Annotated in this window: 24 protein-coding genes and 1 pseudogene; 18 read left to right on the top strand and 7 right to left on the bottom strand. The window is 44.8% G+C overall.

Going from position 1 to position 25885, the window contains the following annotated elements; all coding sequences use genetic code 11:
- The first annotated feature begins 17 nt into the window (after nt 1–17).
- Nucleotides 18–1781: a glycoside hydrolase family 2 protein gene (locus tag NST47_RS36725; RefSeq protein ID WP_341159514.1), complete on the top strand. Its 1764-nt coding sequence runs from the start codon at nt 18–20 to the stop codon at nt 1779–1781.
- Nucleotides 1782–1918: 137 nt separating this feature from the next.
- On the opposite strand, the gene NST47_RS36720 is transcribed toward NST47_RS36725, so the two are convergent.
- The 3 genes from NST47_RS36720 to NST47_RS36710 form a co-directional block, all read right to left on the bottom strand.
- A complete protein-coding gene (locus NST47_RS36720) occupies nt 1919–2068 on the bottom strand; it encodes a hypothetical protein (protein ID WP_341159513.1) in 150 nt (49 codons plus the stop codon).
- A 98-nt stretch (nt 2069–2166) separates the two neighbouring features.
- The gene (locus NST47_RS36715) at nt 2167–2475 is read right to left on the bottom strand and encodes a hypothetical protein (protein ID WP_341159512.1); all 309 of its coding nucleotides are present in this window, start codon (nt 2473–2475) and stop codon (nt 2167–2169) included.
- Between the two features lie 84 nt (nt 2476–2559).
- On the bottom strand, nt 2560–3009 hold the full coding sequence (locus tag NST47_RS36710) for a hypothetical protein (protein WP_341159511.1): 450 nt from the start codon (nt 3007–3009) through the stop codon (nt 2560–2562).
- Between the two features lie 143 nt (nt 3010–3152).
- Between NST47_RS36710 and NST47_RS36705 the strand changes: the two are divergent.
- The 4 genes and pseudogenes from NST47_RS36705 to NST47_RS36690 form a co-directional block, all read left to right on the top strand.
- Nucleotides 3153–3380, top strand: a pseudogene (locus NST47_RS36705) (GNAT family N-acetyltransferase); the annotation flags it as partial.
- Nucleotides 3381–3621: 241 nt separating this feature from the next.
- Nucleotides 3622–5061, top strand: a complete 1440-nt coding sequence (locus NST47_RS36700; protein WP_341159510.1) for a M14 family zinc carboxypeptidase — start codon at nt 3622–3624, stop codon at nt 5059–5061.
- A 263-nt stretch (nt 5062–5324) separates the two neighbouring features.
- On the top strand, nt 5325–6755 hold the full coding sequence (locus tag NST47_RS36695) for an NAD(P)/FAD-dependent oxidoreductase (RefSeq protein WP_341159509.1): 1431 nt from the start codon (nt 5325–5327) through the stop codon (nt 6753–6755).
- A 470-nt stretch (nt 6756–7225) separates the two neighbouring features.
- Entirely contained in the window at nt 7226–7747 is a 522-nt protein-coding gene (locus NST47_RS36690; RefSeq protein ID WP_341159508.1) for a GNAT family N-acetyltransferase, read from the top strand.
- Nucleotide 7748: 1 nt separating this feature from the next.
- Here the strand turns inward: NST47_RS36690 and NST47_RS36685 are convergent, their stop codons facing one another.
- The 3 genes from NST47_RS36685 to NST47_RS36675 form a co-directional block, all read right to left on the bottom strand.
- Entirely contained in the window at nt 7749–8624 is an 876-nt protein-coding gene (locus tag NST47_RS36685) for a DUF3298 and DUF4163 domain-containing protein (RefSeq protein ID WP_341159507.1), read from the bottom strand.
- Entirely contained in the window at nt 8624–9130 is a 507-nt protein-coding gene (locus tag NST47_RS36680; RefSeq protein ID WP_341159506.1) for a sigma-70 family RNA polymerase sigma factor, read from the bottom strand. The genes NST47_RS36685 and NST47_RS36680 overlap by 1 nt, the downstream gene beginning before the upstream one ends.
- A 120-nt stretch (nt 9131–9250) precedes the next feature.
- Nucleotides 9251–10468 (bottom strand): helix-turn-helix transcriptional regulator, encoded by a 1218-nt coding sequence (locus tag NST47_RS36675; protein ID WP_341159505.1) that lies wholly within the window; start codon nt 10466–10468, stop codon nt 9251–9253.
- A gap of 153 nt (nt 10469–10621) precedes the next feature.
- On the opposite strand from NST47_RS36675, the gene NST47_RS36670 reads away from it, so the two are divergent.
- The 5 genes from NST47_RS36670 (at nt 10622) to NST47_RS36650 (ending at nt 16446) form a co-directional block, all read left to right on the top strand.
- Entirely contained in the window at nt 10622–12034 is a 1413-nt protein-coding gene (locus NST47_RS36670; RefSeq protein WP_341159504.1) for an MFS transporter, read from the top strand.
- Nucleotides 12035–12083: 49 nt separating this feature from the next.
- Nucleotides 12084–13244 carry a Gfo/Idh/MocA family protein gene (locus tag NST47_RS36665; RefSeq protein WP_341159503.1) on the top strand — a complete coding sequence of 387 codons (1161 nt, stop codon included), beginning with the start codon at nt 12084–12086 and terminating at the stop codon, nt 13242–13244.
- A complete protein-coding gene (locus tag NST47_RS36660; RefSeq protein ID WP_341159502.1) occupies nt 13241–14104 on the top strand; it encodes a sugar phosphate isomerase/epimerase family protein in 864 nt (287 codons plus the stop codon). Before NST47_RS36665 ends, NST47_RS36660 begins: the two co-directional genes overlap by 4 nt.
- Nucleotides 14105–14289: 185 nt before the next feature.
- The gene (locus NST47_RS36655; RefSeq protein ID WP_341159501.1) at nt 14290–16266 is read left to right on the top strand and encodes an FAD-dependent oxidoreductase; all 1977 of its coding nucleotides are present in this window, start codon (nt 14290–14292) and stop codon (nt 16264–16266) included.
- Between the two features lie 42 nt (nt 16267–16308).
- Complete coding sequence (locus tag NST47_RS36650; RefSeq protein WP_341159500.1) at nt 16309–16446, top strand: hypothetical protein; 138 nt, start codon at nt 16309–16311, stop codon at nt 16444–16446.
- 89 nt (nt 16447–16535) lie between these two features.
- Here NST47_RS36650 and NST47_RS36645 read toward each other — a convergent pair whose 3' ends face one another.
- On the bottom strand, nt 16536–17327 hold the full coding sequence (locus tag NST47_RS36645; protein ID WP_341159499.1) for a DeoR/GlpR family DNA-binding transcription regulator: 792 nt from the start codon (nt 17325–17327) through the stop codon (nt 16536–16538).
- Nucleotides 17328–17747: 420 nt separating this feature from the next.
- Between NST47_RS36645 and NST47_RS36640 the strand changes: the two genes are divergently transcribed.
- From NST47_RS36640 to NST47_RS36605, 8 genes are all read left to right on the top strand, one after another.
- A complete protein-coding gene (locus tag NST47_RS36640; protein ID WP_341159498.1) occupies nt 17748–19091 on the top strand; it encodes a sn-glycerol-1-phosphate dehydrogenase in 1344 nt (447 codons plus the stop codon).
- 107 nt (nt 19092–19198) lie between these two features.
- Complete coding sequence (araD, locus tag NST47_RS36635) at nt 19199–19888, top strand: L-ribulose-5-phosphate 4-epimerase (protein WP_341159497.1); 690 nt, start codon at nt 19199–19201, stop codon at nt 19886–19888.
- 164 nt (nt 19889–20052) lie between these two features.
- Complete coding sequence (locus tag NST47_RS36630) at nt 20053–21105, top strand: ABC transporter ATP-binding protein (RefSeq protein ID WP_341159496.1); 1053 nt, start codon at nt 20053–20055, stop codon at nt 21103–21105.
- The gene (locus tag NST47_RS36625; protein WP_341159495.1) at nt 21098–21976 is read left to right on the top strand and encodes a carbohydrate ABC transporter permease; all 879 of its coding nucleotides are present in this window, start codon (nt 21098–21100) and stop codon (nt 21974–21976) included. Before NST47_RS36630 ends, NST47_RS36625 begins: the two co-directional genes overlap by 8 nt.
- A 35-nt stretch (nt 21977–22011) precedes the next feature.
- Nucleotides 22012–22842 (top strand): carbohydrate ABC transporter permease, encoded by an 831-nt coding sequence (locus NST47_RS36620; protein WP_341159494.1) that lies wholly within the window; start codon nt 22012–22014, stop codon nt 22840–22842.
- A gap of 52 nt (nt 22843–22894) precedes the next feature.
- Nucleotides 22895–24244, top strand: coding sequence for an ABC transporter substrate-binding protein (locus NST47_RS36615; protein WP_341159493.1), 1350 nt, complete (start codon nt 22895–22897; stop codon nt 24242–24244).
- A 17-nt stretch (nt 24245–24261) separates the two neighbouring features.
- Nucleotides 24262–25047, top strand: coding sequence for a glycerophosphodiester phosphodiesterase family protein (locus NST47_RS36610; protein WP_341159492.1), 786 nt, complete (start codon nt 24262–24264; stop codon nt 25045–25047).
- 38 nt (nt 25048–25085) lie between these two features.
- Entirely contained in the window at nt 25086–25865 is a 780-nt protein-coding gene (locus tag NST47_RS36605) for a sugar phosphate isomerase/epimerase family protein (protein WP_341159491.1), read from the top strand.
- Nucleotides 25866–25885: the final 20 nt, after the last annotated feature.

The following is a 25885-nucleotide window of genomic DNA, read 5'->3' as shown; positions in this document are numbered from 1 at the left end:
GGAGCGAAACGAACGAAATGACGACAAAGAAATATGTAAAAAATTATCCGAGACCTCAGTTTGTCAGGGATAACTGGGTTGATCTGAACGGTGAGTGGAGCTTTGGTTTCGATGATGCCAATGAAGGTGAATCCAAGGGGTGGCAGCGAAGCTTCGGCGGGGACAATAAGATAATCGTTCCTTTCACTTACGAGACGGTGGCAAGTGGCATTGGTGAAGAAGCCCACCATCCTTACGTCTGGTATAACAGAATGCTGAACATCCCGTTGGAAGCTGCTGGCAAGCGAATTCTGCTGCATTTTCAAGCGGTTGATTATATCGCAAAAGTATGGATTAACGGCGAATACATTGGAAAGCATCAAGGTGGCTATTCAGCATTTACCTTCGATATCGCACCTTTTGTAACCATCGGAGCTTCCAACGAGCTGACGGTCAAGGTGGAAGACAGTATAGACACGACCCAGCCTCGTGGCAAGCAGCGTTGGGTGGACGATAACTTTGAATGCTTCTATGTACAGACGACGGGTATATGGCAGACCGTTTGGCTGGAGTATGTAGATCGGGAATACGTCGATTCGGTGAAAATCACGCCGGATGTCGATTCCGCAACCGTTCGCTTTGAGTACCAGGTCAAAGGCGAAGTCCACTCTGGCAGCAGGCTTCGTCTGGAAACGATTATTACGATGAAGGGCCGTCAGGTTAAGCAGGCAAGCTTGATGATTGACCGCTCTTGGCTGCAGCTGGAGGTCGATCTCGTTCACGAAATGAACGGACCGTGGAAGCGTTGCTACTGGGCCCCAGGTCGTCCGAATCTGTACGATGTTGAGTTTATTCTGTACCGTGACGATGTCGTGATTGACCATGTCTACTCTTATTTCGGCATGAGAAAAATATCCATTGAGAAAGGCAAGGTGCTGCTTAACAATGTTCCGATCTACCAGCGGTTACTGTTGGATCAAGGGTATTGGCCGGACAGCCATTTGACGCCGCCTTCCGAGGATGCACTGATCGCGGATATCGATCTCCTTCTGCAGATGGGGTATAACGGTGTCCGTAAGCACATGAAGGTGGAGGACGCCAGGTTCCTGTACTGGTGTGATGTCAAAGGCGTACTTGTATGGTCCGAGATGGCTGCGACCTTCGAATTTAATGATAATGCGGTTCAAAACTTTACATTGGAGTGGATGGAGGTCGTTCGTCAGCAGTATAATCATCCTTCCATTATCACGTGGGTTCCGTTCAACGAATCGTGGGGCATCATGAACATTTTCAAGGATCAAAGGCAGCAGAAATTTACCGAATCGATCTATTATTTAACAAAGGCGTTCGATCCGAATCGCCCGGTCATAACAAACGACGGCTGGGAGCATACGGTATCTGATATATTGACGCTGCATGATTATGTGGAAACAAAGGAGCGATTCCTTAAACGTTATGCGAACAAGGACGAAATCGTGAACAACGAGAAGACCTTCAACCAATGGAAATACGCTTTTGCCGACGGCTACAGCTACAAGGGACAGCCGATCATCGTCAGCGAATTTGGCGGCATTGCCTTCAAGTCTGACAAAGGCTGGGGCTACGGCGGTCAGGTTGGTTCGGAAGAAGTGTTTCTTGAACGCTTCCGCGGCATTCACGAAGCTATCAAGCAGACAGATTACATCGTAGGGTATTGTTATACGCAAATTACCGACGTTCAGCAAGAGGTGAATGGGCTCTTGACGGAGGAGCGCAAGCCTAAGGTGCCGATTGATAAGATTAGGGAGATCAACCTTGCCTGAAGAGAGCGATCTGTTAAGTTAATCGAACACAATTACCAGTATGATCCAGTTTTCAAGCAACAAAGAAGCCTTAGTCCGGTATTCACCGAATTATGGCTTCTTGTCATGTCACGAACACGGATTGAAATGTGGAACGCTTATCGCTTATCTTGGTCTTGATCAGGCGTTTCCGGGAGATCCTCTTGTACCTGACTATTTACAAAAGCCTGCTTGTCTATATTGGCTTGAAACGCGATTTTACCTTCAGCCAATTGTTGTATTTTTGCTATTTGTTGACTTTTGTTCAACAAGATCGCCTCCATTTCATCCATAAGATTCCCATAAAAGAAATGAATCATGCAAATCCGTTCATAAATCGACTTCGTTTCTTTACTCGAATTTAAATTTATCCTTCCATTACATCCGCACCCAATTCGCCTGCAACCTCAATCATTTTGGGAATCACGGCTTCATTGGTGCCGGATACGTAAATATCCCCTTGATAGTACCGAAATGGGATCTTTGCATCACCGTAGCTCCACATGAAAAAATCCCCTTCAATGGACATGCTGGTAGAGCCTGTCACTGTAAATACGGAGGTATAGGAAAAATCAGGCTTAGACGAAAAATACTGTTTGCACTCTTCTAATGTTATGGTTTTCGCTGAATTGTCATTGTCCTGTAATGCTCTTGTGATTCGATAACGTTGACTCATTGAGATTCCTCCATTATGACTGGATAGCTGGGTCGTGCACGAGTTCAATGCAGCAGGACCCCAGGTCCAGGCTTATTTTATGACTTAGTGTTCTAGCTCCACCTTAGGTTGAGTTGCAGCCGTAATCATGCAAACCAAAATGCTGAATACACCACAGATGATATAAGTATACGTATAGTAAGGTGCTGCTTCTCCACGGATGAACATCATAGTTGTCATACCATTGGTCGATCCATCGCCTCCACCAAGTATTAATAAATGACCGATTAAGTATATCAATAAACGCTCACTAATTACAGGAATTATGCTGACCCATAGTGCGCCAGAGCGTTTTTTGGCAAAAGCCCTTTTTACATATAGTCCTGCAAGCAGATACGGTACGATAATCAAAGGTACACCAATAAAAGTGCCGGATAGATCCCAATTGTGATCAGCGGGTTGATTGAAAATTATGGGATACAGTGTAAACATAGCGAATAGCGTAAGGAAATAGCCAGCCGTTGTAACCAACCAGCCTCCAACAATCTTACCCATCATATCTATCATCCTTTCCATCGCTGGCGTGGAAATAATCTCCTACTGACGTGTATCCTATTAGGCTATACTATGATGGATGAACTCCATGAGAAGAAAGAGAGTGTGGAATTTTGAAAATTAGAGCAGCAAGGGAATCCGACTTGCCGGATAATTTTATTCATAATTTATTTGTTCACCCTGATTTTTCAGGGAAGGGTGTTGGTAGTCAACTACTTTATTCTGCCATAGAAAAAATGAATAAACCAGTAACCTTGAAATGTGTATCGAAGAATCAAAAGGCAATGCAGTTCTACGAAAATAATGGCTGGAAAAAGGTTGTTGAAGAAGGAGGTGCCGATGAAAGGTATTGGGTAATGGTGTATGAATAAAGCAGGATAAAGCATAGTATGAAGAAGTCGAATTCTTTTCGCTCTGAATGCTGCCACTAGTCTACTCTCTCTCAATGCTTTTATTTTAATGAAACTATTAAAAAAATACCATTTTCCTGAAGCTTTCTTGTAAAATACAGCCGGAAATATGGTTTTTTTGTCGGATATATATTAAAATAACTAAGCATTTTTGTAAATTCTTCCTCTGGAAGAGTAATCATACATAATAGGAGAGAGAGACTTGGGCACAGAGAGAAAGAGTAGAGAGCTGCTGCAAGTGCTGGCAGCTATTCTAGCAATCCTACTTATGATGGGGAATGTGGTAGTCATAGCTTCGGATGCGCAATCGGTGAGCAAGGAGATCGTGGATCCCTATCAGGTGTACACGTATGAAATGATGACGCAGCAAATTGACCAGCTGGCAGCTGCTTATCCTGAATTAATTGAGGTAAAGTCAATTGGGACAACAGGGTTTGGCCGGGATATTAAGGCGGTAAAAGTCGGGAAAGGGGATGCCTCTATCCTCATAGATGGGTCTCAGCATGCCAGAGAATGGATGGGGACAAATCTAATCCTATATATGATAGACCGTTACGCGTATGCCTATGAGCATAATATGAAATATGAACATTATCCTGTTCGTCAATTGCTGGATCAGTGTTCGATCTGGTTTGTGCCGATGGTCAATCCGGATGGTGTGACGCTTCAGCAGGAAGGGCTGAATGCTTTTCCTGAATCGTACCATGCTTACCTGCTCAGTATGAACGGCGGCAGCAACAATTTTAAACGCTGGAAAGCCAATGCGACAGGAATCGATATTAACCGTCAGTATCCTGCGATGTGGACGGGCATTCGTAATTCTCCCCAGTACCCGACATTCAAAAACTATAAGGGCTCAGAGTCGGTGGAAACAGCGGAAGCCCTCAGCATGATTCGATTTACATACGAGAGTGACCCGGAAATCGCCCTTTCCTATCACACCTCAGGTGAAGTGTTATATTGGCATTTCAATACGGCTTCGGAATATGTTGCGCGCGATAAAAAAATGGCCGACACGATAAGTGCCATGACAGGATACAGTCAAATCAAACCGGAAAAGGATCCTTCGGGCGGCGGCTTCACGGATTGGTTTATTGTGCAATTTGGGCGACCCGGTTTTACCGCTGAACTAGGACCGTATCAAGAAGAAACCGAGCTGCCCCTGTGGACGTTTACTGACATATGGGAGAAAAATCAGTCGCTCGGCCTTTTTCTGGCTTCAGAAGGGTATAAGCTGTGGCGGGAGCGCTACCCGATTGAAAAGGTCGAGGAAAACATTCAACTGCTTGAGCCGGTGCAGCTGTACAATCGCCCCAGTGATTCGTTTCCTACTGGCGGGGAATTGAAGGAAGCAAAGGTTACATCGGATGCCCGTATGGGGGATTGGTACCGCATACCAACATGGCTCGGTCCGAGGTGGGTACGACTGAATCACGTGTCTTATCTTCATGGACATAGTGAGAGTTATCCGAATCGCATCAACCTGAAGGAAAAGTCAGCTATTTATAAATACCCCAAAGCGAACGAGGCAGAGCTGCTCGGCCAATTGGAGCCGCAGGAGGTTGAGACCTTGGAACGCTGGAATGACTGGATACTAATCCGAACCTGGTCAGGCGATGGCTGGATACAGGAGAAGAAATAGGGTTGATCGTGAGGTCGGGTGCATTTTGCACTCGGCTTTTTGTTTACTTTGTTTTTTTGAACAATTAGCTCATTAAAATTTAGATCGAATTACAATAAACAGTAGATCAAATTGAAATGTCAGGTTAGAAGCGATAAAATGAGGGCAATAGCACTTTTATGTCATGAAACATAACGTATATAAGTGTATAATTGAATAAAAATTCTTTTTGTTGTAACTTTCCTTACATTTAATTTAGGTCGTACAGAAAGGAATGATCAATGATGAGCTTAGAGGCTTTGAACGAACGGGTGAAAATGGATCTTTCCTATCTCGCTTACGGTGGGCCGAATTGGGTACGACCGCTTAACCATCCTGATGGACATGTATATGATGTAGTGATCGTCGGCGGGGGTCAAAGCGGATTAGGTGCGGCCTTCGGTCTTTTGCGTGAGCGAGTATCCAATATTCTGGTCATCGACGAAAACTCCGAAGGATTGGAAGGGCCTTGGGAAACTTATGCCCGAATGGTGACGCTGCGCACGCCTAAGCATCTAACCTCTATTGATCTTGGAATTCCTTCTCTGACATTCCGCTCGTGGTGGGAGGCGCAAGTGGGGCCGGAAGGCTGGGAGGCTTTGGTCAAGATTCCGCGGGGCGACTGGATGAATTATTTGCGTTGGTATCGGAAAATTCTCAATCTGCCCGTCATCAATGAGGTTAAGCTGAAGCTGATTGAGCCTACAGAATATGGCATCCACCGACTGCATGTGGAGGGAGCGGGTGTCTCATCCAGTCCATTGCTGGCGCGCAAGGTCATTCTGGCCACGGGGATTCAAGGGGGTGGCGAATGGCATGTTCCTCCCCTGATTGCCGACAACTTACCGAGGCATCTTTACGCTCATACCTCTGAGGCTATTGACTTTGAAGCGCTTAAGGGCAAAAAGGTGGCTGTTTTGGGTGGTGGAGCTTCGGCCTTTGATAATGCCAATTTCGCATTGTCCCAAGGTGTGGATGAGGCCCATGTATTCGTCCGCCGCAAGGAGATTCCTCGTATCAACCCGATCCGCCAGATGGAGGTTTCCGGTATGATCGAGCATTTTCCAGCCTTGTCGGACGCTGATAAATATGCGGCTATTGCCCATTTCTTTAAACACAACCAGCCGCCGACCAACGATACGTTTGAACGTGCGGCTTCATGGCCTGGATTTAATGTTCATTTGAATGCGCCGTGGCTTGATGTAGAGGCAATTGGTGAGGGGGCATTGGTAACTACGCCTCAAGGCACATACCACTTCGATTTTCTGATTATTAGCACGGGTTTGCTCACTGATCCTGCCTTGCGCCCCGAGCTGAGTCTTGTTGAAACCCATATTGCCCGCTGGCGCGACCGCTACAAAGCTCCGGAAGAGCTGGCCAATCCTGTGCTTGACGCGCATCCTTACCTTAGCTCTGGGTTCGCTTTCTTAAGCCGTACTGAAGAGGGCCAAAAGCAGCTGGACGGACTTTTTACTTTTAGTTATTCGGCATTGATCAGCTGCGGGATTTCCGCCTCTGCACTTTCAGGTATGCGATATGGGATTCCAAAGCTCGTAACAACCGTGACAGACCAGCTATTCCTCGACGATCGGGAAGAGATTTTGAAAAGCTTTTTTGCCTACAGGGATACTGAATTTATAGGGGCATGGACGAAGCAGGGAGAAGCTATGAGCTGACCGTTCGATCCGCGAACGCCTTGGTCTGGAGGTTTTTGCCCAATATGTACGTGCAGGCTTTGACCTGACATGGTATCATACATCATATCCAGAGAGAATTGTCACAATAAGAGTGACACAAAGGCTGGACGGTATAGCAATTACCGTAAGCGATAACGGTTTTGGCATAACGAATGGTTTAACGTGTGATATCGGGGGGGGTACGCAGCCGCTGGTGACGCCTATAGATAGGGCAAATGTAATAAACGCAAATCAGACCCGCATCATATACATGATGTGGGTCTGACCATTAATGTAAGAGGAGGGGTATTGATAGGATACCAGTGGTTAATTAATTTAACCTTAATCACTCGTGAAGGTAATGTTAATTTTATCAGCAAATCTTTTTTTGCGAATATCCAACAATATTAAACTGTAACAAATCTGCAAGCTGATCATGTGATTAAAAAAATGAATCAGGAGTGATTGCGATGCCTACCATTCGACTGGTTAAACCTTCCATGGAATACCGTGAAGCCTATTTGTCGTTCTATGACGACTGGATAAGCAGCGGTGAAGATATCGTACCCTGGGTAGTCGAAAAGGACCCCAGCGATTTCACGGCAATGCTGGAGTCCTTATATTCAGAGGATAGCGAGGAGAAGTTAACCAATCCTCATTGGGTTCCTCACTCGACCTACTGGCTGATGAATGAGGACAACCTTCTCGTAGGCGCGGCGAACATCCGTCATCGATTGAATCTGAAGCTCATGAACAGCGGCGGACATATTGGTTATGGAATACGACCCTCTTATAGACGCAAAGGGTACGCGAGTGCTCTATTGGCCCGCACCTTACAAATCACGAAGGCAATGGGCTTGGATAAGGTGCTGTTAGTATGCGACAAAGACAACATCGGTTCGGAAAAGACCATTCTGAAGCACGGCGGCGTGTTTGAATCCGAATTTGTGATGGATGATGGCAATATCATCAAGAGATTTTGGATTGGATAACTTATTTAACATAATGATGACTAACCAGAACGTCAGCAAGCACATCGGTTGGAATGATGAATTCTGTAATTCCCATGTAGCCGGGAGCCACCTCGTATTTATCAAAGGAGATAACCAATTTACCCTCATTGTTAATATAAAAGTTTTGATCCTTTTTAATGCTCATAAATTCCTCTGTGGGGACGTCATTTTTTTCAGTTGAAATCCAATAGATCTTATTAGCATCTGCCTTCATTTGTGCTCTCATTTGTTCCTTGATATTATCACTAATTACACTCATATATCGATCATCTTTAAATAACATCGGTAGATTCAATAATAGTTGATTCATTTTATCTATCGTGTCATATTTCATGGTTGTTGAAGATGAGCCTACGGTATTGACTACGTATCTGCCGATAGACAATAGTTGATCGTTGTCCGTTTTCACCTCATACCCCGTATCTAGCCCTAAGTGACCGCCTCCATTTTTCTTTAATTCTTCGATTTCAGTCTGAAACTGATCATACAGCTGTTTGTTTTCCTTCAAATATCTTTCGTTGAGCTCAAGCTCTAATGCTTTATTATCGAGATTGGTAATGGCGGGAACCTTAACGTCTGCATTATAGTTGGGCTCGTCAATCTTATACTCTTTAAAAGTGAGCACCTTGACTATACTCTCGACCCCGGGTATTGCGGAAAAAGCATTAGCCACCGTCGTGCTGGTGTTGATTCCGATAACAAAAAGCAGCGCCGCCGCACTAACTCCAGCTAGCCATTTAGAGGGAATCCGTTTTTTTCTACTTTTACGTAAGGCTCGGTTGACGATAAGGTCCAGTTCCTCAGGAATGGGGACCTGCTTGTATTCATCCTGCAGCTTTTTGAATTGGGTATCCATTATTGTACCTCCGTGGCAGATTCGTCATTCATAGTGACCCTCAATATTTGGAGTGCCTGATAGAGCCGGGTTTTGATCGTATTGACGTTTTCATTTAATATGTCAGCGACTTCCTCAATTTTTAAATCTTCAAAATATCTAAGCACGATGACACTTCGATACTTAAGGGGAAGATTGTCTAACGTTTTTTCCAAATCAATATCGGGATAAATGTCTGCCGCTCCGGGGCTGAAGGATTCGATCGTTTCTTCATCTGCGATTTGAACCTTTTTTTGTTTCCTCAGAAAATCTAAAGAGGTGTGCACCACAATTCTGTAAAACCAGCTCTTGATGGCTTCAGGCTTGTTAAGAAGCTCGATCGACGTCAAAGCTTTGTAAATCGAGTCCTGAACAATATCGAGCGCATCCTCTTTATTCTTGACATAACTGTAGGCCAGTCGGTATACATGTTCCTTGTGATCGGTAATGCAGCGAGTAAGTAATTGTTCGGTTTTCCTGTTGGGCATGATTAGCAATACCTTTCTCTTTATTGACTACTTGATGTCTGTATACAAGTAAGACGTGTGGGCAGCCCGAAAAAGTTTTAACTTGCATCTATTTGTTTATTATCTTTTACAAAGTGAGGCTCAAAATTCTTTTCTATATCTGGACGGGGTCATGCCTTCCAGCTTATTAAATATACGAGTGAAATAGCCTGCATCATCAAATCCGACTTGACCGGCAATCCAGTCAATGGAGGTGTTAGCCTTTTTTAATAAAAGCTTGGCCTGGTCGATTCTTGTCCTATTCTGATAATCGGTTAGTGTCATCCCCGTTTCCTTTCTGAATTGCCTTGATAAATGTGAGGGATGAACAAGACAAATATGGGCCAGCTCTTGCAGGATCAAAGGTTTACTGAAGTAAACATGAATGTGTTGAGCTGCTTTTTGTACCAAGGGGGAATATCCAGAGATGGCACGACGGTTAACCAAATCGCAATACTCCTCATACATCACATCGAACAGTGCATTCAGGGAATTGATGCTATCGCAGCGTTCAATTTGCTTGGAAAATTTCTCGGAGATGTGATGCAGAAAAAACGGCTGAACCTTTCCTCTGGCTGCTGCCATACGTAACAATGTGTTTAAAACAATTAACATGTTTTTCATAGCCCTGACAGGCTGATTGGGAAAACGGTCAGAAAAATCAAATAAATTTTTGGTTTCCTTCAGGAGATGCTTCAACATTTTGTTATCCCCGTTTTCGACCGCACTCATAAGTTCTTTCTCTAGTTCATATCTGAGTTCAATAACTTTCGTATCCATTTCATCGGGCTGCGCCAAAATATGCTGGATGTCGTTGGCATCTAATCGTTCCCACGTATGCTGTGTGTTTAATTTTCGATAAGGAACCTGTTGAATGAAACCTGCTTGGTTCAAGATATTAACGGCACTCTGGATTCTGGCATTGCTAAGCAGCTTCAAGGAACGAACAAACTCGCCCATAGCCATTTGTTTATTTTGTTCTGTGCGGAATAGCGCATTAATTTTGTCCATATCCGGGATCTGCATGAGAAAAGGTCCAATTACCCAAACAGCGGGTTGTTCCTCTTCCAACTCAAAGAATCTGGATAAATAAGTAAGTCCAAATACATTCGTGTATGTGCAGCATTGGAGGGGATCCAGCCTGCTTTGCCAGCTAAGTCTTAAAAAGTCTTCATGCTGCGTCTGGAGTAAAAAATTGGGCAAGGGGTCGTGGATATGCGCCATCTCCACAGAGCCTTCTGGAGTTAATATGATGGTATTCATATCAAGTACATGGAAAAGGGTTAAACTTGCAGACGTCAGTTGAAAATGCTTGATCACGATGATCAAATCCTTTACATGTGAAATAAGTCCTGATAATGCAATTTACATCCTTCTCGTAAGTTTTGAATTTGATTATACTCTTTTTGTAAGCAGTTTCAAGTTGGCATTCGAACTTACGGAATGATGTTATTCATATATTGGAGGGGAACAATGGAGCAGCATGTAAATCTGGGAACCGCGAGATCTATGCATACGATGGTGGAAATTAAGAAATTCGGCTTGAGAGATAAATTGGGTTATTTGTTTGGCGATTTCGGGAATGATTTCTTCTTTATTTTAGTAAGCTCATTCTTGATGGTTTATTATACAGATATTTTTGGTATTAGCGCTGTGACGGTAGGGATGCTCTTCCTCGTAGCACGCTTATGGGATGCTGTGGCAGATGTCACCTGGGGCCGGTTTCTGGATTCGAGGAAGGCTGGCAAGCACGGCAAATTTAAGCCATGGATATTCCGAATGTCATTTCCGCTCGTCATCTCGGGTGTCCTGATGTTTGTAAAAATTCCTGGAATGTCAGACGGCTTTTATCTGGCGTATGCTTTTGTATCCTACCTCATATGGGGAACTTTATACAGCACAGTCAATATTTCTTACGGCTCCATGGCCTCTGTCATTACGAGTGATCCTGTGGAACGTACAACCTTATCTACATTTAGAACGATGGGCGGCTCGTTGGCGAGCTTAATCATTAATGTAGCAGGACCTTTGATCTTGTTTGTAGACAATAAGGCAGACGCAAGCCGGTTTACATTAGGGGCTATTATTTTCGGAATACTGTCCATTTCTTGTTATATGGCGTGTTACAAATTATCTACGGAACGGATTGTGACTCCCGAAATCAAGGATCGCAAATCCCATCTCGGCCGAACCTTAAAAGGATTGTTAAGAAACAAACCGCTGCTGGCTATTTTAACCGCATCTCTTATTTTTATGATGTGCAATATGCTCTTGGGTGCAGTCAACGTCTATTTGTTTAAAGATTTTTTTGGTCATGCAGCTGTACTAAGTTTGGTTGGTTTTATCCAGATCGGCACCGTATTTATAGCAATTCCGCTAGCCAAACCGTTGGTAGCCAAATTCGGCAAAAAGGAAACAGCCTCTGTGGGTATGTTAATCGCAGGTTTGGTATATACACTTTTATACTTCTTGCCTCATTTATCCTCTATCTCGTTTATTGCGATTTCAGCAGTTGGTATGTTTGGTTATGCATTTTTTAATCTGGTGGTTTGGGCGTTCGTTACCGACGTGATTGATTATCATGAATATGTAACAGGCTTGCGCGAAGATGGAACCGTGTACTCTGTATATTCATTTTCCCGTAAGGTCGGTCAGGCTATTGCAGGCGGTATCGGAGGGGTAGCGTTAACGGCAGTTGGCTATGATGCCACTCACAAGATACAAACGCAAAGCGCACTGGATGGGATTCATACAATTGCTACTCTGGTGCCTGGTATCGTATTTTTGGTAGTATTTATCATTTTAGTTTTCTTCTATCCATTAACCAAGCAGCAATCCAAGCAGCTTACAATTGATTTGACAAGTAAAAGGCAAACCCTGTTGTGAAGCATGGCTTGAACATGAAATTACAACTATAGAGAGTGAGGAAACATTAATGAAAAACGTGAAAATGGGAATTATCGGTTTGGGAGCAGAAGGCGGATTATATGCAGGATTTTTGGCAGATGGCAAAGTGAAGGGCATGGTGATCGGTGCAATCTGTGACATTGACCCAGCCAAAAAAGCTTTGTGCGCAGACAAATATCCGGGCATCCCATTCTATGACAACTATATCGACATGCTGGAGAGCGGAGATGTTGATGCTATTGTGACATGTGTACCGCATTATTTGCACCCGGAGATGGGAATCGAGGCACTCAAACGAGATATTCACGCCCTGGTGGAAAAGCCGGCAGGTGTGTATACGAAGCAGGTCCAAGAATTAAACGATTTTGCAGCGACCAAGCCTGAGCTGACCTTTGCGATTTTCTTCAATCAGAGGACAAATCCGTTGTACCAGAAGCTGAAAGAGCTGATTGATCAGGATGAAATTGGCGAGATACGCCGGACGAACTGGTTGATTACAACCTGGTGGAGACCGCAGGGCTACTATGATCAAAGTGAATGGAGAGCAACCTGGAAAGGTGAGGGCGGAGGTGTGCTTGTCAATCAGGCGCCGCATCAATTGGATTTGCTGCAGTGGATTTGCGGAATGCCGAAGAAGGTATATGCGAATGTAAAATACGGCTACCAAAGAACGATTACCGTTGAAGATGAGGTTACCGCGATGTTTGATTACGAGAATGGGGCGACAGGTGTATTTATTACTTGCACGCATGATGTTCTCGGTACAGACCGTTTTGAGATTTTAGGTGACAAGGGTAAAATCGTCGTGGATGACAGTAAGAAGATTACGATCAAACGCCTCATGAAGCCCGAGCCTGAAATGAGTTCGACGATGAGCATGCAGGATGTGATGAAAATTTTCATGGGTCAAAGCGCATCTGAAATCTACAGCGAAGAAGTGCTTGAATTTGAAAGTGTATGGGGCGCTCAGCATATCGCCGTATTGGAAAACTTTGCTGCCAATATTAATGATGGCACATCTTTAATTGCAGCAGGCAGCGAGGGTATTCATGGAGTCAGGCTGGCGAACGCGATCCATCTATCGGGATTTTTGGGTCAAGAAGTCGAGATTCCATTCGATGAAGAGCAATACGTCGCAGAATTAAATAAAAAGATTGAAGAAGAACAACAAATGGAGGTATCTCAATGAAAAAGGGTAAAATCGGCGTTCAAATGATGATGCTCAAAGGGAAAGTGGAGCAAATCGGCGTGTATGAGACGATGAGAAAAATAAATGAGCTTGGGTATCGCTGTGTAGAGGTTTCACAAATTCCGATGACGGCTGACAATGTATCCGAGCTCAAGAGAGCCAGTGCAGATTTCGATATTCAAATCGCTTCACTTTCTGCCGCCCTGGAGCCGATGATGCCCGGTATGCCTGGCGAAACCTTGGCTGCTGATTTTGATAAAATTGTAAATGACTGCAAAACCTTAGACTGCAAGTTTTTACGTATAGGGATGCTTCCTTTAACAACCATTGGGAATAAAGATAAGATCATGGAATTTGTCAAAAAAGCAGATGGTGTCGCAGCCAAATTAGCCGAGCATGGAATCGAATTATATTATCACAACCACCATATCGAGTTTCAAAAATATGATGGCGAATACTTGATGGATATTATCAAAAACAACACAACGCATCTTGGCTTTGAATTTGATATTCACTGGATTCAAAGAGGTGGGGAAAATCCAATCACGTATATAAAGAAATATGCAGGCCGTATCGCCCTCTTACATTTGAAGGACTATCGGATCGGTCAGATCGATATGAGCGCATTAGCGGGCAGTCTGGATATGGGTAAGTTCATGCAAGCTTTCACGAATGTCGTTGAATTTGCCGAGGTTGGCGAAGGTAACCTCGATATGAAAGGTATTATTGAAGCCGGTCTTGAGAGCGGCTCCCAGTATTTCCTAGTAGAGCAGGATGACGTATACGGACGTGATCCGTTTGATTGCTTGAAGACATCCGCGGATAACCTGAGAAAGATGGGTTATGCCGATTGGTTTTAAATGTCCTTAGGAAATGTTCGTACGAATGAAATCCGGCTGTATAACATATTTATGTAACCCATTACTGTAATTAATTAACCCAGGGTATAATGGGTGTGTATCAGCATGGGGGAATGCAATGGGGTGGGACTGCTGCGCGCAGTTCTACCCTGTTGCGTTTTATCGCTATATTTAGGTAGAGTAGGATGGAGGAGGCGAGTCCAATTATTCGAAAAGCAGATGTCGTTGTTGTTGGTGGTACCCCGAGCGGGATAGCTTGTGCTGTAAGATGTGCCAGGGAAGGGTTAAAGGTCATTGTGGTCAATGCTACGAACCACTTGGGCGGCGTGATGAGCTCGGGACTGGGTGTGACGGACAATCTGTACGACGGGTTCCGCGCACCTATCTATGAAACGTTTATTCAGCAAGTGCGTGAGTACTATAAGAGAACCTATGGTGAGCATTCTCAACAAGCTGCGGATTGTTATACTAAACGGAAGCTGCACTTTGAGCCGCATGTGGCCGAGCATGTATTCACGGGGTTGGTGGAAGCGGAAAGCCGGATTTCGGTATTGTATCGTTATTTCCCGATATCGGTGGAGCGGGCAGGCCGCAAACTGATAGCCGCGACTTTCCAGAGCTTTGATGACGGAGCTTGGCTCCGGCTGGAAGCCGATTCGTTCGTGGATGCGAGCTATGAAGGTGATTTGGCCGCGGCTGCAGGAGTGGAATTTAAAGTGGGCAGAGAGAGCCGCGGAGAGTACAACGAGCAGCATGCAGGCAAAATATTTACCCGAAATGAAAGCGGTACCTTCCCGCGGGATGCGGCTTTAGGGACACTAAATCTAGAGCCGTTTTCTGGAAATTCAATCATATTGGACGGAAGTACAGGGGAAGGGGACAATGCCCTTCAGGCATATAATTTCCGTGTATGTTTGACATGCAATCCTGATAATCGGGTATATCCCTCAAAGCCGGACTCCTATGATCGAACCCTTTACTTGGGAATTGTAGAAAAACCGGAGGATAACCGCGGAGAAACCTTTGTACTAAGAAGCCATCTGATGCTAAGCGACGGCAGTTGGCGGTTAAGCAGTCATATCCCGAATGACAAGTTGACATGGAACGATGCGTTGCTGTTAGGCGCTCAGCTCGAGTATCCGACTGCCGATTGGGTACGCCGGGAGGAAATTATTCGTGAGCATGCCGAGTTTGCATTAGGGATGTTGTATTTTCTACAGAATGATGAGGCCGTACGTCCCGATGTCCGGCAGGAGGCCTTGCGGTGGGGACTGCCTAAGGATGAGTTTGCAAGTAATGGGCACTTTCCCTATGAAATCTTAGTGCGAGAGGGCCGGCGAATGGTCGGACGCCACATTTTCACGGAGCATGATGCAATTCGTGCGGAGGCTCTGAATAGGACACCGATTCATTACGACTCGGTTGGTATTGCCGAATGGCCGTTAAGTTGCCATGATTGTACGGTGGATAGGCTGCCGGGGAGCGCGAATGACGGTGTGCTATGTTTGTCTGAAGCTACGCGGCCTTCACAAATTCCATATCGTTCATTACTGCCAAAGGATATCGATAACCTGCTGGTAACGATCTGCTTATCCTGCTCGCATATGGGTTGGGGCACCCTGCGGCTCGAACCTGTATTCATACAGATGGGGGAATCTGCGGCGTTCGCCGTCACTTTGGCAGCTGAACAGGGAATTGCTCCAGGTAAGCTGGATGCAGATCATTTGATTCGTAAATTGGTGGAAAATCAGGTGATGATCAGCTTTTTTAATGAGTTTGATATGTCCACGGATCAGGAATGGGTTCCGGCTGTACAGTTTTTCGGAGCTAAAGGGTTCTTTGGTGATTACGATGCAAGACCGGATGAATTACTTGATGGGCATACCGCCAGTATTTGGCTAGCTGCATTCGGAAGCTTGCTTAAGGGCAGGTTGAATCCGATGGAATCGGCACGGAAGCTGTATCAAGAGCGGGAGATGTGCAAGACTGCAGAGCTTGTAAGTGGTGAGAGATTCCGCCAATTAGTTGAACGTGAGTTGGATATCCACAATAACCAAGGCATAGAGCAGAGCTTTATACCTGATGATCTTTCACCTGTAAGCAGAGGTGAGGCTTGTTTGATTGTATACAAGGCCTTATTTAACATTTCAAGATCTGTCTAGCATGAAGTTGGTGTAATTCATGATCTAACGGTTCTATCCCACTTGAGCAGACAGTTTACTTCTGAGCGTCTGTCTGACGGATGGACTATTGAAAAGTTCAAGATGACACTTGATGCTCATAAAAACGCAGAGTTTTATTTCGATACCTGTCGTTATTTTGTGGATCGCAAAAATGATTAGTGAATTAAGGATGACAAGTCATCCTTAGCTTCTCTGCTTGATTTCTAAATAACCAGAAATCCTGTTTAGCAACTGTCTAAACAGGATTTTTACTTGGTCAAAATCACTTTGATTTTGGCTTTTTGCAGTTTTTCCAAAAGGTGGGGATCCGGGTATTGGTCTGTAATGATCGTGCTAAGTTCTTTGGTGGATACAAATGTGGCAATAGAGCTGATGCCGATTTTGCTGCTGTCCAGGAGAGCTACGACATTGCGTGAAAACTTAGCCATCAATTTTTTGATTTCCACCTCATAGACATTAAAATCGGATAGGCCATCTTCATAGCTAAAGCCGGTAGCAGATGTGAACATGGTATCGATATCAAACTGACACAAGATGGAGCTCCCAAGCTTGCCTTCTAGAACAGGAGACCCACTTCGCACGACACCTCCAATCAAGATGACGGTAATCAGCTGATTGTTGCTCAATTCCATTGCGGAAAAAATTCCGTTTGTGATCACCGTAAGCCGCATTTCCTTTTGGGCTAATACTTTGGAAAGCTCAAAGGCGGTAGAACTGGCATCAAGAATAATACATTGTCCGGGTGTAACCAATTTGGCAGCGGCCTTGGCAATAGATAATTTCTTGTCCAGGTTATTCAACTGACGGGTGGCAAAATGGTATTCGGTCCTCCCACTTGCTTTCATCGTCGCTCCCCCATGCGTACGCTCAAGAAGTCCTTCAGATTCCAGGAAATCCAGATCCGATCGCAATGTCGCAGGAGTTACTTTGAGCAGCTTGCAGAGCTCAGTAGTCGTTGCGCGTTTATGTTCATTTAAATATTCGGATATTTTCGTTCTTCTTTCGGAAGCGAACAATTTAGGCAATCCATTCACCTTCATAACTTGAGTAGTTAGTACATCCAATCCATAATATCAATTCCAACAGGATAGAGTCAATGAAAGGTTACCGTATAAAATAAAATACATACTAAAACGAAGTTAACGATACAATAAAATAATAAAAGATAATTAATATCGTGTTGACAGCTAAAAAATAATGTTATAAAGTCTAAATATGAATTAAAAGATAATAAAAGATAGTAAATTTTATTTTTTAGTGAGGGTTTATCCTTTTTTTACATTGAACTTCATCAAGTTGGCTGTAAGTCCGTAACGATTAGAACCAATGAGCTGAAGTTCGCATTTAAAATTAGGTCAGAAGTCAATAGTGTAAGCGCTTTACTTTGGCATAAACACTCATAAAATTTAAAAAAAGTGATACCCGGAAAACGGGACGGGATGGAAGGTGGAGAGGCAGCTATGAAAGTTACGGATCCAATGATGAGTTCAAGTGAACAGTGTGTATGCGGAAAAGCTCACGATATTCCTATTAAGCTGATTGAGGTAAGCGAAGATATGCTATCTAAGCTATCGCAATACCTACAGCAAGAGCAGTTGAAACGAATATTGATTGTTGCAGACGATAATGCTAACCAAGTGCTCGGGCAAGCTGTATTTGATACCTTAGAGCATGATCGTTTATCGCCAAAAGCTTTTGTGTTTACCGGGAATACCCGCTTACTGCCTGATGAGAAGGCAATAGAAAGGGTAACGGGGCAAATAAGAACCTACCAAGCGGATGTTGTGCTTGCTGTTGGGGGCGGAGTCATTAATGACATTGTGCGATTTACAACATTTCAAGAAGGGATTCGCTACATTTCAATCCCTACGGCCCCTTCAGGAGATGCCTTTACATCAGATGTTGCTCCCTTGCTATTGAATGGACTGAAGGTAACGAAGTCGGCGCAAACGCCTGAAGCGATTTTTGCAAAGCCGAGTGTACTAAGCTCAGCGCCGTGGGTATTGATCCAATCCGGATTTGGAGACCTGATTGCCAAGATTACGGCAATCTCAGATTGGAAGCTGGGTCATTTCTTATATGGGGAGTACTTTTGTGAGAACGCATATGAGCTTATACGTAAGCCTCTAATCGAGAGCATTCAGAATATTGAGGGACTCCAGAAGAGGGACGTGCAAGCGGTGAGCACTTTGTTTATGGGGCTTGTTCAATCCGGTATTGCCATCGCGATGGCTGGAAGCCCCCGTCCGGCTAGTGGCAGCGAGCATCATTGCTCACACATATGGGATTTCTTTGCAAGCAAGCATTTGCGAGAGTATGCGCCGCACGGTATTCAAGTTGGATTCGCGACACATTGGATCATTGAATTTTATAAAAACATTTCCCAATTAAAAGCGATTAAGGATCCTGTACCCTATACACTTTCTGAAACGTGGAAGCAGGAAACTCAGAAGTTTTATGAAGCATCAGCGAATGAAGTGATAGATGCCCAGTTGAGAAAACAGGAATGGATGGAAGCTAACCGGGTGCACTGGAAAACGAACGAACCGACTACCGAGAAGCTGCTGGCGTATTTACAGCCTGAGATTGAGCTCTTTGAACAAGTGAAGCAGGCGATTACTGCTATGGGCATTCCATGGGAAATCGGATTTATTGGGGTGGATGAAGCGATATTGCGGGAAACCTTCATACATGCCAAGGAGCTGCGGCACCGGTATACGATTTTAGACTTTTTGTTTGGCCAAGGTGAGCTGGATCGATATATAGATGATGTAATTGATCAACAGAAAGCGCAGAGTGCCTGATTTTTTAACCTGAGCTGCAGCGAATAGGGTAGATCCATTTACAGCCCTTCCTGCATGCTCACTCAGGAAATTATAAAAGTACGAAGTGAAGGAAAGGGAGCATGAGCATGTTAAAGCAGTTGAAAGAAGAAGTGCTGGAAGCAAATTTGGATTTACCGAAATATGGACTGGTCACCTTCACCTGGGGAAATGTAAGCGGCATCGATAGAGAAGCAGGTCTTATTGTCATAAAGCCAAGCGGGGTTCCGTATGACAAAATGAAAGCGATTGATTTGGTAGTTATGGATATGGAGGGAAAGCAGATTGAAGGAAGTCTGCGGCCATCTTCCGACTTTCCGACGCATTTGGCATTGTATCGGGCATTTGCCAATATTGGAGGCATTGTTCATACCCATTCACCTTGGGCTACTATTTGGGCACAAGCTGCGAGGTCTATTGCTCCTATGGGTACGACTCACGCCGATTATTATTATGGGCCGGTACCCTGCACAAGGCCTATGACTGATGCCGAAATCAAAAATGACTATGAGGCTGAGACAGGCAATGTCATTATCGAAACCTTTGCCGGAAAAGATCCTATGGAAGTGCCGGGGGTATTAGTGCATCATCACGCTCCCTTCTGCTGGGGCGACAATGCCCATTCAGCATTGCACAATGCTGTTGTTCTGGAAGAGGTCGCCAAAATGGCCTACCACACCACTCAATTAAACCAGAGTGAGAATGTTTTTAATCAAGCGCTATTAGATAAACATTATTTGCGCAAGCATGGTGTCGGGGCTTATTACGGGCAAAAGTAACCGGTTTTAGTGATTAAGGGAGGTGAGCGGTTGGATGGCCCATCATTCGAAATATGAATGATGTACAGACACATGTATCAGGGGAGTTTTGAAAACCGTCTTAAGAAGAGAGGAAAATGGGCAATTGCTGAATGAACCTATTGATTTGAGGAGGAGGATTGCTCTTGGCATCCATTGAATTCGTACAAGTGACAAAGTCGTTTGGTGATAGCGTTGTCATCAAGGATTTGAGTTTAAAGATTGAAGATGGCAAATTCACTGTATTGGTAGGTCCATCAGGCTGTGGGAAAACGACGCTGCTACGGATGATTGCGGGACTTGACCCTCAGACATCGGGATCGGTACTCATCGATGGTAAGGATGTGACGCGTATTGCACCAGGCCAAAGAGGTGTGGCCATGGTGTTTCAAAACTATGCGATCTACCCGACGATGTCGGTGAGGGAGAACATTGAATTCGGATTGAAGAATAATAAAGTGCCCAAAGAGGAAAGAACCCAGCTGGTGGAGAGCATCAGTGCCACAGTTGGACTCAATGAATATCTGGACCGCAAGCCGTCTACCCTATCTGGTGGACAGCGTCAGCGTGTTGCTTTAGCCCGCGCCATGGTGAAAAAACCATCCGTATTTCTGATGGATGAGCCATTGTCTAATCTGGATGCCAAGCTTAGAGTGCAGATGCGGATCGAATTGATTGAAATGCATAAAAAGCTGGGGTCAACCTTTGTTTATGTTACTCACGATCAAGTGGAAGCGATGTCAATGGCCGACACGATCGTGTTGATGAATAAAGGAAAGATTCAGCAAGAGGCTCCACCAGATGGTATCTATCGTCAGCCGAACAACTTGTTCACTGCACAATTTGTCGGTATGCCACCGATGAATGTAGGCGATTTGGGAGTGGATGGGGTGAAATTCGGTTTCCGTCCGGAGAGTGCCGTCTTGTCGGTCGAACCGAGCGAGTCTCATTTTACTATCCGTGGGGTCATCGCCACGAGGGAAATGCTTGGCTCCGAAACGATCTACCAAGTGAAAAGTGATCGTCATTCCTTCATGATTAAATGCGTGGAGGACTTGTTTTCCGTCGATCAGCATATCTACCTCGGGGTTGATGCTGCCAAAATATTTTTCTTTGGAGCGGATGAAAATCGCATAGACAGGAACGATAACCGTTTCACTGACTATTTGAAGGTACTGGGAGGACAGCGTCATGGATAGAAGCAGAATTTGGGAAGCGATTCGTCCGTATGCCCTGGTGCTGCCTGCCATGATCGGCGTCATTCTGTTTGTCGTCTACCCAGTTGGCTATTTAATTAAGTTAAGTTTCTATAAATACAACTTAATGAATAAAGACAAAAGTCAATTCATCGGAACTGACAATTATACGCAAATTTTTAGTCGTGGGGATTTTTATACGGCTCTCACGAACACAGTGGTTTACACCGTAGGGGTCGTCGTGCTGACGCTGCTTATATCACTGGTGATTGCCGTATGGCTTAATAAAAAAACGAGATTCAATGCGCTTGTGCAAGCCAGCCTTTTTACGCCGCATATCATTTCCATCGTCTCTATTGCGATGGTGTGGATGCTGCTGATGGAGCCTAATCACGGTTTGCTAAACTTCGTGTTAAAGGCTGTCGGTTTACCGCCATCCAAGTGGCTGCAAAGCTCTAATAGCTCTATGATATCGGTGATTATCGTATCTGTATGGCATAATATCGGTTACTACACCTTAATTATCGTGGCTGCACTCCAAGGCATACCGGCCAGCATCTATGAGGCTGCGGCACTGGATAACGCAAGCAAGTTCAAGGTGTTTTACAAAATAACGTTGCCGCTCATCTCACCGCAGTTGTTTTTTATATTGATCATTATGACGATAGGCTCCTTCAAGGTTTTTGATACCGTGAATATCATGACCGGAGGCGGTCCGAACGGTTCAACTGCGACCATTGTTTATTATATTTATGCGTTTAGGACAAATAGTATCGGTTATGCTTCTGCTACAGGGGTTGTCTTGATGGCGATCATTGCGGTGCTGACATTTGTCTACTTCCGGTTGTTGTCCAGAAAAGTACATTATCAATAAGCAGCCCGGAGGAATAGAAAGGAGCACTGCAAGCGATGACATTTGAACTTAAATACGTGAAATGGACCTTGGGCTTTTTGTTGAAAGTAGCCATGATCATCATTTTTATTTTTCCCTTTCTCTGGATGATCTCAACCTCGCTGCAAACCATTGAGGAAACATTGACGTTCCCGCCTACATTGATACCAGCAGCGCTTCAGTGGGTCAATTTTGAGGTGGCTATGAATGCCGGGCCTTTTCTCAACTATGCTAAAAATTCGATCATTATTACCTTTTCCATCATCCTTGTGCAATTGTGTGTGATGATCCCGGCCGCATTTTCATTTGCCAAATACAAATTTGTGGGGAGAGAAATCCTGTTCGCTTTGATCCTGCTCGCGTTCATGATTCCGGGGCAGGTTACCTTCATCCCTGTTTATCTAATGTTGGCGGAGTGGGGGTTGATCGATTCGCTCCTGCCGCAAATTATTCCTTTTATGACCAGCGCCTTTGGGATCTTTCTGCTGCGTCAGTCTTTCATGCAGATTCCACAGGAAATCATCGAATCAGCCAGACTGGATAACGCTAGCGAGTTCAATATTGTTCTGAAAATCATGATTCCGATGTCTTTGCCGGCATTGGCCACAATCTCGCTTTTTAGTTTTGTGGGCCATTGGAACGATTATTTCTGGCCTCTGGTCATGACGGATTCGACTTGGGTTCGTCCGCTTACGATTGGAATCGCCATGCTGAGACAGACAGAAGGTGTCACGAACTGGCACATCATCATGGCAGGAAACGTCGTCTTGGTCATGCCGATTCTTATCGTTTACTTTTTTTGCTCCAAGCAAATTGTCAAAGCATTCGTGTATTCAGGGATCAAATAGCAAAAGTTTAATCCCTTTATCCTAATCACATCTATTAAATGGAGGTATTACAATGAAGAAAAAAGTAACGGGGATTGTACTTACAACGACGATGCTGTCAGGCTTGCTTGCTGCCTGCTCAAGCAGTCAACCACAGCCAAGCGCTGGAAATCAGCCGCAGTCCACAGAGCCCAAAGCGGCCACCCAGCCCGCAGCCGCACCTGCAGCTGCTCCAACTGGTGGAGGAGAGAAAACAAAAGTGCAGTTCTGGCACTCCATGGGTGGAAAAAATAAAGATTACGTTGAAGGAGTAGTCAAATCCTTCAATGAATCCCAAGCCAAAATCGAGGTTGTTGCTACCTATCAGGGTGGCTATGATGAAACGGTTACCAAACTGCAGCAGGCTGTTGCCGCTAAAACCTCACCGGACATCGCTATGCTAGAACGCGCATTCGTCAAAATGTTTGCAGATGCCGATGTCTTAGAAGACCTGACTCCACATTTGAAGAAGTCGAATTTGAACATAGAAGAATTTAATCCTGGATTAATGGGAGACTCTATCTATAATAAAAAACTGGTAGCTTTGCCATTTAACCGTTCTACCCCAATTCTGCACGTCAACAAAACGATGCTGGATGAAAAAGGGCTTGCCATACCAAAAACATGGGATGAGTTAAAAAAGGTTGCGAATGCGCTGGTCGTTAAAGAAAATGGTGAGTATAAGCGCTACGGCTATACAATGCCATATGATACATGGTATATGTTGGCCATGATTACCCAGGCTAAGGGCAAGTTTTTTAATGATGAAGGCACTTCCATCGGATTCAGTAACGGGGAAGGCGTCAAAATGTTTAAATTCCTCAAAGAGCAACAAAGCACCGGGGCTTTGTATTACCCGCCGGCTAAAGACTCAGGAACGATCGTGAATCAGATGTTTATCAGCGGTAAGGTCGGCATGATGATGCAGTCTACCGGCTCTATCGGCGGTTTGATGGATAATGTCAAATTTGATTACGTAACAGCTTACCTGCCAATGGATCAAGTTTATGCGAACCCTACCGGGGGAGGCAACGTTTCCATGATGTCGGGTTCAAAAAATAAAGATGCGGCATGGGAGTTTATGAACTGGTTGATGACAGACCCGAAGGGCGGCCTGAAGTTCGTGCTGGATTCCGGTTATCTGCCGTTCACCAAAAAAATGGTTGAATCTCAGGAAATAAAAGATCAGTGGGCCAAACAACCGAATCGTAAGGTGGCCTATGAGCAGCTGCAGTACTCCATTGACACGAATAAGAACGCAGCATGGCCGCAGGTTATGCAGGAGTTTTTCAAGAGCATTGAGGCGATCATGTACGATGACAAAGATATTGAGGCCACTCTGGGTACCTTAAAGAAAGAAGCAGAGCGACTTCTAAAAAAATAGGTTAGGATGGATGCAGAATGGTTGATCGAATCGAAAACAGTACTTCCTTTATTGTCTCTGCGCATAGAGGCTGGAAATCCAAATATCCGGAGAACACGCTTCTGGCATTCCAGGAGGCACTGGAATTTGGGGCGGATATGCTGGAATTTGATCTTAGGTTTTCCAAGGATCATGAAGTAGTAGTGATTCACGATGAGACCCTGGACCGTACAACGAATGGTTCCGGCAAAGTGAGTGATTATACATTGGCTGAACTGAAGCAACTGGATGCGGGCGGATGGTTCGGCAGCGTGTTCGAGGGGCTTAAGATTCCTTCCTTCGATGAGATGTGCCAGATGCTTAAAGCCTATCCGGAAGTGTTGTTACTTGTCGAAATTAAAACGAGTCCTGATGCCAAGGAGGTTGCCGATCAGGCAGTTGCCATGCTTAAGGAATATGGTTACCTTGCCCGTTGTGCGTTTGTCTGCTTTGATGCTGAGCTTTTGGGTTATCTGCATGATGTCTACCAGCTGAAAATACAGGGCTTCCCTTCCAACCAGATGAGTAATTTTGTGCCCGGCCCCAATGGAACGTATTCCAAGATGTGGTCAGTAGGTTTTAATATGAAGATATTAACACCAGAGCTGGTGAAGGAGTTTGACGATATGGGAATACGGACTTGGTCGTATTGCCCTGATACCGATCAGCAGGTTTATTATTCGCTGGGCTGCGGGATTAAGCTGATGACCGTTAACGATCTGGTGCCTGCCCTGGAGATTCGCAAGCAAATCGAGTCGCGAGCTGCTAACCTCGAACATGCCTAATCGGTATTTAAGCACAATTTATTCGGGAGGTCACTCAATTGGCTATTTTTATTAATCTGCTACCCTACATGGACCGAATTGACGATAGCAAGGAATTACTAGACTGTTGGCAGGGTGGATTGGAAATTGCAATGGACGGTCCGAATTGGACCGATCCTATTAATTGGACCGTTGAATTCGAACGGTTTCAGCATCATACTGGACCGATCAGCGTGCATTCGCCTATATGGGAGCTCAACCTAGCCTCAGCACGCTATGAAGTTGTACGTAATTATTCTTTTGAGATCTATAAGCAATCGCTGGCATGGAGTGCAAAAATCGGCGCTGAACAAGTTGTCGTTCATCCGAGTCTGTATTCAACTCCGTTATTTTTGCGCAGCCAGTCTCAGTATTATGCCAAGGAAAATTTAAAACGGCTCGGAGAAGAAGCGCAAAAGCTCGGGATTGATATGGCTGTAGAAAATGTCGGGTTTCGTAAGACTGCCTTGTTCGACCAAGAGGAATTCGTTCGCTTGTTTGAAGAAATCCCGACTATTTCGGCACTTGTCGATGTAGGGCATGCACACATTAATGGTTGGGATACGCCAGCCCTGATACGTGAGCTGGGCTCGCGGCTCAGCGCCGTACATTTGCACGATAATGATGCCGTTGGCGATTTACACCTGCCCATCGGTGAGGGCACAATGGAGTGGACTGGAGTATGGGAGGCCTTGCGAAGCGCGAAGCACCCGTTCCATGCAACTCTTGAGTATCGGCGCAACACCCCGCTGGATGTGCTGCTGCAGCACGTTAAGCTGGTCGAGCAAGAATTAAAGTAGTCAGAGGTGCTATAAAGGCC

Source organism: Paenibacillus sp. FSL H8-0034 (genome assembly GCF_038000305.1).
Classification (GTDB): Bacteria; Bacillota; Bacilli; order Paenibacillales; family NBRC-103111; genus Paenibacillus_S.
This window is presented reverse-complemented; position numbering and strand designations above follow the sequence as displayed.